Here is a 12,232-nt window from a genome sequence, read left to right as displayed (position 1 = left end):
GAATGAATGAATGCAAGAAGAAATTTTAGACTATTTTGGGATATTTGTTTGTAACATTAAGGCGTGAAGGTCATTTCCCATATTACCTTTAAGGGCATCATAGACCATTTTATGTTGCTGAACACGGGTTTTACCACGAAAACTTTCAGAGATAACTTCTGCAGCATAATGTTCCCCATCTCCAGCAAGATCACGAATTGTTACAGTCGCATCGGGAATACCTTCATGAATAAGCTTTTCAATTGCATGGGCACTCATTGCCATCATTATCCTCCTATATCGTTCATTTTTTCGTAAGAGTGTTTTAAGAGAAAGAATAAATTTTTATTTTTCACCCATAAATTGTGGAAACCAGTTCTCATAGGCTTGTGTGAGACTTTCTACTGAAAGTGCGAATATCCCATCTATATGAAGGGAATCTCCCTCAACTTGACCTAGCTCTATTAAAGAAATAGCGTGGGTTTGTGCATGCTCTTTAAGATTGTTGAGAGCATCAGGTTTGACGGCTAAGAGATAACGTCCTTGGTCTTCTCCAAAAAGTTCTGCATGGTGGGGAGATTTATTGCTTAATTTTACTTTGATTCCCTTCCCTGCTTTAATGACCATTTCAGCAAGTGCAATCGCTAATCCCCCATCAGAAATGTCATGAGCGGCATGAACAAAACCGTTATGAATAACATCTCGGACAAATTGACCATGCTTTTTTTCAAGTTGCAAATCTACAGGGGGGGGGGCACCTGCATCAATATTTAAAATGTCACGTGCATAGATTGATTGTCCTAAATGAGAGCCACAATTTCCCACTAAAATGATACTATCTCCATTTTGCATACCACTTATTGTGACCATTTTTGACCAATCATTCAGAAGTCCTACACCAGCAATTGTGGGGGTAGGAAAAATAGCCTCCCCATTTGTTTCGTTGTAAAGAGAAACATTGCCTGAAACGATAGGGAAGTCGAGGATTCTGCAAGCTTCTCCGATGCCTTTAATTGCAAAAACCAGTTGTCCCATGATTTCAGGTTTTTCAGGGTTTCCAAAATTGAGATTATCTGTCGCAGCCAGTGGTGTTGCACCTGTCGTGCTAATATTTCTCCAGCATTCTGCGACAGCTTGTTTTCCTCCCTCATAAGGGTCTGCTTCACAATAGCGCGGGGTTACATCAGAAGAAAAAGCAAGAGCTCGTCTACTCTTATTGCTGACGCGGATAACGCCTGCGTCACTTCCTGGACAAATGAGGCTATTTCCTTGGATAAGCGTATCATATTGTTCATAAACCCACCGTCGTGAGCTTTGATTAGCAGAATTCAATAAGGTCAAAAGCACATCACCAAGATTTTCAACTTTTTTGACGTCTTCTGCTTTCAGAAGTGTTTTTTTTGCAGGCTCACTCCAAGGGCGATCATAAACAGGTGCTTCATCACCAAGTTCTTTGATGGGAAGATTAACAACTTCTTCTCCCTGATGAAAGACACGGAAACGTAAATCATCGGTTGTTTTTCCAATAATGGAAAAATGGAGCCCCCACTTATGAAAAATTGCTGCAGCTTGCTGTTCTAGCTCTGGTTTAAGGACCATGAGCATACGTTCTTGACTTTCAGAAAGCATCATTTCATAGGCTGTCATGTTTTCTTCACGAATGGGAACTTTATCGAGATTAAGCTGTATTCCTAGATTCCCTTTTGCACCCATTTCAACGGCAGAAGAGGTGAGTCCTGCAGCCCCCATATCTTGAATAGCAACCACGGCTCCAAGTTCCATGAGCTCTAAACACGCTTCAAGAAGACATTTTTCTGTAAAAGGATCACCAACTTGAACAGTTGGGCGTTTTTCACTGATTGAATCATCAAATTCAGCAGAAGCCATTGTTGCTCCACCAACACCATCTCGCCCTGTTTTGGCACCAAGATAAACAACAGGGAGCCCTACGCCTTGTGCTTTAGAATAAAAAAGGGCGTCTGTCTTTGCAATCCCGGCGACAAAAGCGTTAACGAGAATATTGCCATTATAACGCTCATCAAAATTGATTTCCCCACCAACTGTTGGAACACCAAAAGAATTGCTGTAACCACCTATTCCAGAGACAACACCAGAGACAAGATGGCGTGTTCGGGGGTGATCTGGAGCACCAAAACGCAATGCATTCATCGCTGCAACAGGACGGGCACCCATTGTAAAAACATCACGTAAAATACCACCAACACCTGTTGCGGCCCCTTGATACGGTTCAATATAAGAAGGATGGTTATGACTTTCCATTTTGAAAACAACACATTGCCCTTCACCAATATCAACAACACCAGCATTTTCACCAGGACCTTGAATGACACACTTTCCTTCTGTTGGAAGTGTTTTGAGCCATTTTTTAGAGGATTTATAGGAACAATGTTCGTTCCACATTGCAGAAAAAATTCCCAATTCAGTAAATGTTGGTTCTCTCCCGATTAACGTTAGGATACGTTGATATTCGTCCTCTTTTAGACCGTGTTGTGCAATGAGCTCTGGTGTAATCGTGATGTTATTGCAAGGATTCATGAGTATTTATCCATCAAATTAATCGAAATTTAGCATTTTAATTTTTTTTAATCTAGCAGCTTAGATTATGAAAAACTACGTGGTTTAATAATAAAAGTATTCATGAGAGCGTAAACTGAAGATTTTGTTCGTTTGGCTGGGGGGGATTTCAAGACCAAAAACAATCTCAAATAATTATGTATTTAATAATATCCATTGTTATTTGTATAGAATTTCATTTATAGATTTACAACGTGACAAATAATATAGACTTTTGTTTTTAAAGTTATTGCGTACAGGGATTTTTGTAGCATCACCTATTAACTAATTCTAAAGCGCTTTGAAAAAATAAACGACCGTCAATCCCTCCGTGAGCAGGTTCAATAAAGTTTTCAGGATGGGGCATCATACCAAGAATATTACCAGCTTTATTAACAATACCAGCAATATCTTTTATTGAGCCATTAGGGTTTGTATTTTCTGCGTAGCGAAAAACAATTTGGTCGTTATCTTCCATCTGTTTTAATGTTTCACTGTCAGTAAAGTAATTTCCATCATGGTGGGCAACAGGACAACGAATAATTTGTCCTTTAGAATAATATCGAGAAAATTTTGTTTTGGCGTTAACGACTTCAAGTTTGACTTCACGACAAACAAATTTTAAGGAGGCGTTACGCATTAAAGTCCCAGGGAGCAATCCAGCTTCCAACAAAATTTGAAATCCATTACAAATACCTATTATCGTAACCCCTTTTTGTGCTTTTTCACGAATAGCTTTTAAGACGGGGGTTCGTGCTCCAATAGCCCCACATCGCAAATAGTCGCCATAAGAAAAACCACCCGGAATAATAATAACATCTACATCTGGAATTGTTGTTTCTGTTTGCCAAATTTTGAGGGGCTCAACTCCTGTTATATGATGCAATGCTGCAACCATATCTCGGTCGCGATTTAATCCAGGAAGCTGAATGATGGCAGTTTTCATGAGTGTTCCACTTAAAGAAGTTCGATAGTATAATTTTCAATGACAGTATTTGCGAGTAATTCTTCACACATCTGCGCAAGTTTTGTCTTTGCTGTTTCAGAGGGGTGATCATCAAGAACAATATCAAAAACTTTTCCTTGACGAATGGATTGAATACCTTCGAAAGCTAAACTTTTTAAAGCACCAACAATTGCTTCTCCTTGTGGATCAAGGACGCTTTCTCTTAAAGTAACTGTAATGCGTGCTTTCATTTTTTGCTTCCTGTTTTTAAAAGAACCTCTTCTTTGAAGAGGTGTATTGATAGAAGGGTATAATTACTTTACCTTGACGCGTTTTCTTATTTTACTAAAACGGGACCACTTGGCCGAGTTGGTTCATTTTCATTCATAATACCAAGGCGTTTGGCAACCTCTTGATAGGCGTTAATAAGCCCCCCCATATCACGACGAAAACGATCTTTATCCATTTTTTCTCGTGTTTGCATATCCCATAGTCGTGCAGAATCAGGTGAAATTTCATCAGCAAGAACAATGCGCATTGTTTCATCTTCCCACAGGCGACCAAATTCCATTTTAAAATCAATTAACTGGATATTGACACCGGCAAAAAGCCCAGAAAGAAAATCATTAATACGAATTGAAAGTTGCATGATATCTTCTAGCTCTTGTGGGACAGCCCACCCAAAAGCAGTGATATGTTCCTCTGTCACCATCGGATCATCAAGAGAATCATTCTTATAGTAGAACTCTATGATGGATTGCGGGAGTGGGGTTCCTTCTTCTAGTCCTAAACGTTTTGCAAGAGAGCCAGCCGCGACATTGCGAACAACAACTTCCAATGGAATGATTTCCACCGCTTTAATAAGCTGTTCGCGCATATTTATGCGTTTGATGAAATGTGTTGGGATACCCAAACGTCCAAGGTGGCTAAAGATATGTTCCGAAATTCGGTTATTTAAAACCCCTTTTCCGTCGATAATTTCATGTTTTTTTGCATTAAAGGCCGTGGCATCATCTTTAAAAAATTGAATATATGTTCCTGGTTCAGGACCTTCATATAAAATTTTGGCCTTGCCTTCATAAATACGGTGGCGACGATTCATTATAATTCTCTATTTAGCTTGAGAGGTTTGTATTAACATTAGTAAGTGATACTATCCTAATTGATCTAAATTCTCAATGATATTGCTATGATACTTTTATAATTTTTGTCATGATACATCTTCTTAAAGGGAAAGATATAGAGGTAATAAGAAAAAAGATATCCTCTTTGAGATCAAATTTTTGCAAGAAAATGAGAGAGAACCATAAGTCCTTCAGGCCAAGGTCCGTGTCCAGATTCTGCGTTAATATGGCCGGAATATCCAGCATCAACAAGGAAGGAACCCCAGTCATGAGCGATTTTTTCTGCTACTGAAAATTGACAAAATTCATCGTTGCGGCTGGCTATGACAATAGAAGGAAAAGGTAACTTTTGACGATGATAGGGTCCAAATGTCATTAAATGTTTGGGGCGTATTTTCTCATTAGCGACATCGGGAGGCGCAACAAAGAAAGCGCCACAAATTTTTTCTGCATTTTGTACCGTTGCATGAAGTGCGGTAGGAACCCCTAATGAATGAGCGATAATCATAACAGGCCTTTGAGCTTGTGCGATGGCGGTTTTAACTTCATTAACCCACTCATCACAAACAGGTTTTGACCAATGGGCTTGTTCTATGCGGCGGGCTGTCGACAGTTTTTTCTCCCAACGTGTTTGCCAATGATCAGGGCCAGATCCTTTGTAGCCAGGAACAATAAGAATATCGAGTTGATTTGCTTTCATGAATTGTTTTCTTTGTTACAATAGTTTTTTGATCATAGAGGGAATAGATTTAGGCTTTCTATGTTGTTCTATTGTTGTTCAAAAACACGTTTAAAAATCGTATTGATATGTTTGGTGTGATAAGAGAGATCAAATTTTTCTCGAAGCTCTGATTCACTTAAAGCTTTGTTAACATCTTTGTCATTGAGCAGTTCTTCTAAAAAATCTTTTCCTTGTTCCCAAACCTTCATCGCATTTCGTTGTACAATTCGATACGAATCCTCGCGGCTGATTCCTGCTTGTGTGAGTGCTAAAAGTACCCGTTGTGAGTGAACAAGACCTCGGAATTTATTGAGATTTTTTTGCATATTTTCTGGATAGACAATGAGATTGTCAATGACAGATGTGAGGCGAGAAAGAGCAAAATCAAGTGTGATCGTTGCATCAGGGCCAATATAACGCTCGACAGATGAGTGAGAAATATCGCGTTCATGCCAAAGTGCTACATTTTCCATGGCAGGGAGTGCAAATGCACGAACCATACGGGCTAATCCCGTTAAATTTTCTGTTAAAACTGGATTACGTTTATGAGGCATTGCCGAGGAGCCTTTTTGCCCTGGTGAGAAATGTTCCTCTGCTTCGAGAACTTCCGTTCGCTGTAAATGGCGTATTTCTATCGCGAGCCTTTCAATAGAGGACGCAATAACACCAAGTGTTGCAAAAAACATCGCATGACGATCCCGTGGTATGACTTGGGTGGAAACGGGTTCAGCACGCATCCTCAAGGCTTTTGCGACGTGTTCTTCAACACGTGGATCGATATTGGCAAAAGTTCCTACAGCGCCTGAAATCGCGCAAGTAGAAATTTCTTCGCGTGCAGCAAGAAGACGTTTGCGACAACGGGAAAATTCAGCGTATGCGAGAGCGAATTTGACGCCGAATGTTGTTGGTTCAGCATGAATGCCATGACTTCGCCCAATAGTGATGGTTTCTTTATGTTCAAAAGCACGTCTTTTTAAGGCTTCAAGGAGTTGGTCTATATCCTTGAGCAAAATATCACTCGCACGCATCAATTGAATGCTCAGCGTTGTATCAAGAACATCAGATGATGTCATGCCTTGGTGGATAAAGCGCGCTTCTGGTCCAATGAATTCAGCGAGGTGGGTTAGAAAAGCAATAACATCATGTTTGGTAATAGCTTCAATTTCATCAATACGATTGACATCAAATTCAGCGGATGCCCCTTTTTCCCAAATGATCTTGGCGGCTTCTTTAGGAATAACCCCCAGTTGAGCAAGGGCATCACAGGCATGGGCTTCAATTTCAAACCAAATACGATATTTCGTTTCGGGAGACCAAATTGCTACCATTTCAGGGCGGGAATAACGTGCGATCATTATTTTTTTCCTTGTTGTGAGAGGAGTGCGGCTTGGCGCAGTGCACTCATGCGTGCTTTGTAAAGCTCTTTGTTTCCGTTTTTATAAATTGCAGAGCCTGCAACAAATACATTTGCACCAGCTTTTGCAGTTATTCCAATTGTATCAACGGTGATACCACCATCAACTTCAAGATCAATAGGGCGGTTTGCAATCATGCTTTTAACGCGCTTAATTTTATCTTTTATTTCTGGAATAAAATTTTGTCCACCAAAACCTGGATTAACCGTCATGATGAGGATGAGATCTAATTGATCAAGCAAATATTCAAGGACATGTTCAGGGGTGCTTGGATTGAGTGCAATTCCTGCTTTTTTACCCATTGCTTTGATTGTTTGGAGTGAGCGATGAAGATGGGGACTTGCTTCAGCATGAATAGTTATAATATCTGCACCTGCTTTTGCAAAAGCTTCCAAATAAGGATCAACTGGTTTGATCATCAGGTGGACATCAAATATTGCTTTGGTGAGTGGACGCAGAGCCTTGACGATTTCAGGGCCAAAGGTGATGTTCGGAACAAAGTGCCCATCCATAATATCAAGATGGAGCCAATCTGCACCAGCGTCTACAACATCTAATATTTCTTGCCCAAGTTTGGAAAAATCAGATGCCAAGAGAGAAGGTGAAATGAGATGAGAATGGGGCATAAAAATCTCCTTGATTGGCTGTTTTTATCATGTCGCTCTGTATACACAAATATCTTTTGTGTTATGACGAAAAAGAAAAATACGTATTATAGATTTTTTATACAAAGATCGCTTGAAATTTTAAAGTTTGATAAGTGAAAGATATGTCGAATCATAAAACATATTTGAAGCCTGAACTTCAAGATAATATTACCGTTTCTTCGCAAGAATATCGAGATGCTATGAGTCATTTTGCAGGCGCTGTGCATATTGTGACAACAGATGGCATTAAAGGAAAGCGCGGGGTGACAGTTTCGGCGTGTTGTTCTTTATCAGATAATCCTCCAACGCTTCTTGTTTGTCTGATGCGCCATAACCTGAAGAATCATGTGTTTATGGAGAATGGAATTTTTTGTGTTAATAGCTTGGCAGGAAAACATCGCCCATTAGCGGATGCCTTTTCAAGGCGTTGCAATGTCACACAAAATGAGCGTTTTGATAGGACTCAATGGGGAACTTTGCAGACGGGAGCGCCTAGTCTTTCAGATGCTTTAGCCTCTTTTGATTGTCGTTTAATTTGTTGGCACGAACATGCAACCCATTGTATCTTGATTGGTGAAGTTGTTGCAATCAACCGAAATCAAGAAAAAGATGCTTTGATGTATTTGAATCGTAGATATCACACTTTACCTTTATAAAGATTTTTATTTTTTGGCATTGGTGAAATGATTTATTGGTGTTCCATTTAAATTTTAGAGCACTGAAAAAGGAGGAGGGAGATTGCTTGGAACTTTCTTCTTTTTGAGGTTTCTTAATAAATGAGAAAGATGATTTTGGGGTGATCTTTGATCAAAATTCCAACTTAGGCAAAAAAGCGATCAGGATCGATCAGGATCAAACAGCGTATTTAGACATATTTATAGATTGTTATGAAAGAACATTTTATTCTTGTGTTGATGGGTATTGCACAATATATAGACCCCACAGAGCAGATGTGGAGGTTTTTTATTGCATGAGCGAAGAGATTGATGGTCAATATCGCCCTAGTGAAGATGAGCCTTTTATGAATGAACGGCAAAAGGCGTATTTTCGTGCTAAATTGATTTCTTGGAAAAATGATATCTTAAAAGAAGCGCGTGAGACTTTGGAGAATTTGCAGGAAGAGAATGTTGTTCAACCAGATTTGACCGATCGGGCATCTTGTGAAACTGATCGTACAATTGAATTACGTGCTCGTGATCGTCAAAGGAAACTTATTTCAAAAATAGATGCTGCCTTGGAGCGAATTGATAATGGGACATATGGTTTTTGTGAAGAAACCGGCGAGCCTATTAGTATAAAGCGTCTTGAGGCTCGGCCGATTGCCGTTTTGTCACTGGAAGCACAAGAACGTCACGAACGACGTGAAAAAGTTTATCGTGATGATTAAAGTCATGAGAACGATAAACAAACGAAGTTCGTAAGTGATCAAATTGTATATTTTATTTTGGAGGGGTGGGAATAAACAAAGATGGTTCTTGCCTCCCTTCAATTTCGGCCGTGATGGCTGAATCTTTTACCGTTTGATTCGTAAAAGAAAAGGAGGTTTTATCTGTCGTCTCGTTTCTTTCTGGAAGGGAGGAGGTGGAGTGGGGGGGCATTTCTCTCTTTTGTGTTCTGGATGTGCTGGTAATATCGGATTCTACAACCACATCTGTTAATCCGCCAATAAGGAGTAAATGTTCTTTATTATCACAACGGACTAAAACAAGGCGACGTGTTCGATCTAGAGAAATTGCTTCACATAATGCTAATCGTGATAGACTTTTTTTTCTATTCGTGTTGTATCTTCCCATATTTAAACGGCGTAAAAACAAGATAATTATGATAAGAGCTGTGATTGTTATTATAAAAAACAAAAAACTTATCGTTATGTTTGCAGCAGATGTACCTATTTGCTCTGATAACCAGATAACCATAGATTTTCTCCCATTTTGGTATGGAAACTATCGTTTTTTATTGAGATAAATTTATAAACATCCCCTTAAAAGTTTCACTTAAAGACAAAGAAATAAACTTTTTAACATTAAGTGAGCTTTCTTAGAAAGGTGATATCATAGTATATATTTTATAACAATGAATATAAAGGAAGTTTCTTAGCATAAGAGACAGCTAAATCTAAGGCAAAGAGAGATGGATAAAGGTTTTGAGAATAATGAAAGATCAGCGTCTTCGTCTTCTGTTCGTCGGAGAGTTGTTATTTTAGGTGTTGTTTTTATCTTTGTTTTCCTTTTCACTGTGGGCATTTTAGATTTTTTTTATCCACAAAGTTATTTGCAAAAGGCTGTGGTGGCCTCTTTTTTGATTCTAGCCACTATCGGTGTTGCAACACTCATTTTAAGTGGAATGGGAATGTTAAGATGCCACGCATTGTGGCTACATGAAGATTTTGATTTTAGCATCTTTAATAGGAGCGATGATACAATTGTAATCTCTGATCTTTCTGGTTTTGTTTATTATTCTAATCAAAATTATCAAAAAATTCTAACCTATAAGCCTGAAGAGTCTTGTTATAGGGTTATTGCTGATCTTCCAGGAGCTGGTGCACTTTCTTATCGCTTAAAAGTTGCAGCCTATAATAACTTTGCTGCGCAAGAAGAGCTAAGAGTAGAGCAACCAATCTTTACCGATTCTACACAAAAAAAATCTGTTTGGTATAATATCTCGGTTCAACCTATTACAAAACGGAAAAAAAAGCTTTTATTTTGGCGTATTAGCGATATTTCGCATTTACAACAAAACCGAGAAGTTTTTTTCTCTAACCTTCAAGAGGCGATTAATCACTTAGATCAAGCGCCTATTGGTTTTGTATCCGTTAATACACAAGGTACACTTCTTTATGCCAATGCGGTTTTTTCCGAATGGTTCTCTATTGATTTAGCAAATTTTTCGGTTGGTCAATATCATTTTGATCCATTATTTGAGAGCGCTGGCGTTAAAAGCTCATGGAGTGATATTTGTTTACAAACTAATAGATATCAAAACTCAGGTTACTCTTTACCTTATAGATTTTCATTGTGTTTAAATTCACAGACGATAGGTGAGAAAATATTTCATTGTTTTATTTCTGCTTCTTCTCTCTTAGAGGAGGAAGCCGTTTATCGTATTGTGATTATTCCACAACAAATACAAAAAGAAGAGGATGATCAATCAAAATTACCGAGTATATTAGAAGAATATTTTGATGCGAGTCCTTTTGCAATAGCCGTGGTAAATCAGGAAGGGCAATTGATTCATATGAATAATGCTTTTTCATCACTTACGGCATGTATGGATAAGACTATCAGTTTTTATGATATTATTTCTCGTCGTGATTGTATGCAGTTAGAGCGTGCTTTTCAGAAAATTGCGACCAATAAAAATTATTTTGTTTCTCTGGAAACGGTTTTAAAAAAGAATGAAGAACGCCATTTACGCCTCCATGTGATGTCTGTACCACCCTATCATGGTGATACGCTACAAGATTTGATTATTATCTCTGCCATTGAAACAACAGAACAAAAAACACTTGAAGATAAAATGATGCAAAGCCAGAAGATGCAAGCTGTTGGACAATTGGCAGGTGGCATTGCGCATGATTTTAATAATGTTTTGACAGCAATTTTAATGTCATGTGATCTTCTTTTAAATACGCATCGTAGCTCTGATCCTGCTCATGCTGATCTGATCAATATTAAAAATAATGCTAATCGTGCAGCTGCTCTTGTCCAGCAATTACTTGCTTTTTCTAGAAAGCAAACCCTTCGACCTGAAGAGGTTGATTTCACTGAATTTTTATCAGATATCCGCAATCTTATTTTACCCCTTTTGGGAAATAATATTCAGTTAAAAATTATTCATGGAAGAGATTTGTGGAGCGTTGAGGTCGATCAAGCCTCTTTTCAGCGTGTGATTATGAATTTGGTTATTAATGCGCGTGATGCTATGTTTGATGGAGGTATTGTTACGATTGCAACAAACAATATTACAAAACAACAAAGTGCTGACTTTAATCATCTTGGTTTAGCAATTGGTGAATATGTGCAATTGACTATTTCAGATACAGGAACTGGGATATCTACTGCTGTACAAGAAAAAATGTTTGAGCCTTTTTTTACAACCAAAGAAGTTGGAAAAGGAACAGGCCTTGGTTTATCAATGGTTTATGGAATTATCAAGCAGAGTGGTGGGTATATTTATTGTGAAAGTAAAGAGGGAGAAGGAGCAACATTTCATATTTTTCTGCCCCGTTATATCCCAGATATAAAAGGAGAAATTTCTCAAAAAATTGAAAAAGAGGAAGAGAAAGATAAAAATATAGACTTAACAGGATCTGCGACTGTTTTATTGGTTGAAGATGAGGATGCGGTCAGAATGGGGGGGGTAAGAGCTCTTCAAATGAGAGGATATACGGTTTTGGAGGCAGCTAGTGGGGTGGAAGCCCTTTCTATTCTTGAGGAAAAAAAAGGCGTTGTTGATATTATTGTTTCCGATGTGGTGATGCCAGAAATGGATGGGCCCACTTTATTGAAGGAAGTCCGTAAAAACTATCCTGATATCAAATTTCTTTTCGTTTCTGGATATGCAAAAGATGCTTTTGCTAAGAATCTTCCACAAGATGCTGTTTTTGGTTTTTTATCTAAACCTTTTACACTCAAACAGTTAGCTCTAACAGTTAAAGAAACACTTGCATCATGACACAAAAATAGATGCGATAGAAAAATTGCGTGTTTTAAGATTTTTTAGGGGAAATACGAGAGTATTTTGATTCAATAGAGCTCGTGGCAATGTCTAGAAAACGAAATGAAGAAGAACGATTTGGAAATTTAACTAAAATTCAAAATAATTGC

Annotated in this window: 12 protein-coding genes; 3 read left to right on the top strand and 9 right to left on the bottom strand. The window is 38.4% G+C overall.

Annotated features, from left to right (window positions below; translation table 11 throughout):
• Window positions 1-30 precede the first annotated feature (30 nt).
• The 8 genes from NNJ73_RS07950 to rpe all read right to left on the bottom strand — a co-directional run bounded on the left by NNJ73_RS07950 (window position 31) and on the right by rpe (window position 7,385).
• The gene (locus NNJ73_RS07950) at window positions 31-264 is read right to left on the bottom strand and encodes a BolA/IbaG family iron-sulfur metabolism protein (protein WP_254493696.1); all 234 of its coding nucleotides are present in this window, start codon (window positions 262-264) and stop codon (window positions 31-33) included.
• 60 nt (window positions 265-324) lie between these two features.
• Window positions 325-2,535, bottom strand: coding sequence for a phosphoribosylformylglycinamidine synthase subunit PurL (gene purL / locus NNJ73_RS07945; protein WP_254493585.1), 2,211 nt, complete (start codon window positions 2,533-2,535; stop codon window positions 325-327).
• Window positions 2,536-2,827: 292 nt separating this feature from the next.
• Window positions 2,828-3,499: a phosphoribosylformylglycinamidine synthase subunit PurQ gene (gene purQ, locus NNJ73_RS07940; protein ID WP_254493584.1), complete on the bottom strand. Its 672-nt coding sequence runs from the start codon at window positions 3,497-3,499 to the stop codon at window positions 2,828-2,830.
• Between the two features lie 11 nt (window positions 3,500-3,510).
• On the bottom strand, window positions 3,511-3,750 hold the full coding sequence (purS, locus tag NNJ73_RS07935; RefSeq protein WP_254493583.1) for a phosphoribosylformylglycinamidine synthase subunit PurS: 240 nt from the start codon (window positions 3,748-3,750) through the stop codon (window positions 3,511-3,513).
• Between the two features lie 86 nt (window positions 3,751-3,836).
• Window positions 3,837-4,601 (bottom strand): phosphoribosylaminoimidazolesuccinocarboxamide synthase, encoded by a 765-nt coding sequence (gene purC, locus NNJ73_RS07930; protein WP_005773432.1) that lies wholly within the window; start codon window positions 4,599-4,601, stop codon window positions 3,837-3,839.
• A gap of 173 nt (window positions 4,602-4,774) precedes the next feature.
• The gene (locus NNJ73_RS07925; RefSeq protein WP_254493582.1) at window positions 4,775-5,323 is read right to left on the bottom strand and encodes an alpha/beta hydrolase; all 549 of its coding nucleotides are present in this window, start codon (window positions 5,321-5,323) and stop codon (window positions 4,775-4,777) included.
• Window positions 5,324-5,391: 68 nt separating this feature from the next.
• Window positions 5,392-6,699, bottom strand: a complete 1,308-nt coding sequence (gene purB / locus NNJ73_RS07920) for an adenylosuccinate lyase (protein WP_254493581.1) — start codon at window positions 6,697-6,699, stop codon at window positions 5,392-5,394.
• The gene (gene rpe, locus NNJ73_RS07915; RefSeq protein ID WP_254493580.1) at window positions 6,699-7,385 is read right to left on the bottom strand and encodes a ribulose-phosphate 3-epimerase; all 687 of its coding nucleotides are present in this window, start codon (window positions 7,383-7,385) and stop codon (window positions 6,699-6,701) included. The genes purB and rpe overlap by 1 nt, the downstream gene beginning before the upstream one ends.
• A gap of 143 nt (window positions 7,386-7,528) precedes the next feature.
• Here rpe and NNJ73_RS07910 point away from each other — a divergent pair, with 143 nt between their 5' ends.
• On the top strand, window positions 7,529-8,062 hold the full coding sequence (locus tag NNJ73_RS07910) for a flavin reductase (RefSeq protein WP_254493579.1): 534 nt from the start codon (window positions 7,529-7,531) through the stop codon (window positions 8,060-8,062).
• A gap of 314 nt (window positions 8,063-8,376) precedes the next feature.
• Window positions 8,377-8,793, top strand: coding sequence for an RNA polymerase-binding protein DksA (gene dksA, locus NNJ73_RS07905; RefSeq protein ID WP_254493578.1), 417 nt, complete (start codon window positions 8,377-8,379; stop codon window positions 8,791-8,793).
• 52 nt (window positions 8,794-8,845) lie between these two features.
• Here the strand turns inward: dksA and NNJ73_RS07900 are convergent, their stop codons facing one another.
• The gene (locus NNJ73_RS07900; RefSeq protein WP_254493577.1) at window positions 8,846-9,322 is read right to left on the bottom strand and encodes a flagellar biosynthetic protein FliO; all 477 of its coding nucleotides are present in this window, start codon (window positions 9,320-9,322) and stop codon (window positions 8,846-8,848) included.
• Between the two features lie 214 nt (window positions 9,323-9,536).
• On the opposite strand from NNJ73_RS07900, the gene NNJ73_RS07895 reads away from it, so the two are divergent.
• Window positions 9,537-12,080 (top strand): response regulator, encoded by a 2,544-nt coding sequence (locus NNJ73_RS07895; protein ID WP_254493576.1) that lies wholly within the window; start codon window positions 9,537-9,539, stop codon window positions 12,078-12,080.
• The last annotated feature ends 152 nt before the right edge of the window (window positions 12,081-12,232 follow it).

This window comes from Bartonella sp. B1099, assembly GCF_944801835.1.
Classification (GTDB): domain Bacteria; phylum Pseudomonadota; class Alphaproteobacteria; order Rhizobiales; family Rhizobiaceae; genus Bartonella.
The sequence above is the reverse complement of the archived record's forward strand: the minus strand, read 5'-3'. Positions and strand labels throughout refer to the sequence as shown.

Coding starts and splice junctions, on each gene's coding strand:
- NNJ73_RS07950 (WP_254493696.1), bottom strand. CDS start 264: ATGGCAATGAGTGCCCATGCAATTGAAAAGCTTATTCATGAAGGTATT.
- purL (WP_254493585.1), bottom strand. CDS start 2,535: ATGAATCCTTGCAATAACATCACGATTACACCAGAGCTCATTGCACAA.
- purQ (WP_254493584.1), bottom strand. CDS start 3,499: ATGAAAACTGCCATCATTCAGCTTCCTGGATTAAATCGCGACCGAGAT.
- purS (WP_254493583.1), bottom strand. CDS start 3,750: ATGAAAGCACGCATTACAGTTACTTTAAGAGAAAGCGTCCTTGATCCA.
- purC (WP_005773432.1), bottom strand. CDS start 4,601: ATGAATCGTCGCCACCGTATTTATGAAGGCAAGGCCAAAATTTTATAT.
- NNJ73_RS07925 (WP_254493582.1), bottom strand. CDS start 5,323: ATGAAAGCAAATCAACTCGATATTCTTATTGTTCCTGGCTACAAAGGA.
- purB (WP_254493581.1), bottom strand. CDS start 6,699: ATGATCGCACGTTATTCCCGCCCTGAAATGGTAGCAATTTGGTCTCCC.
- rpe (WP_254493580.1), bottom strand. CDS start 7,385: ATGCCCCATTCTCATCTCATTTCACCTTCTCTCTTGGCATCTGATTTT.
- NNJ73_RS07910 (WP_254493579.1), top strand. CDS start 7,529: ATGTCGAATCATAAAACATATTTGAAGCCTGAACTTCAAGATAATATT.
- dksA (WP_254493578.1), top strand. CDS start 8,377: ATGAGCGAAGAGATTGATGGTCAATATCGCCCTAGTGAAGATGAGCCT.
- NNJ73_RS07900 (WP_254493577.1), bottom strand. CDS start 9,322: ATGGTTATCTGGTTATCAGAGCAAATAGGTACATCTGCTGCAAACATA.
- NNJ73_RS07895 (WP_254493576.1), top strand. CDS start 9,537: ATGGATAAAGGTTTTGAGAATAATGAAAGATCAGCGTCTTCGTCTTCT.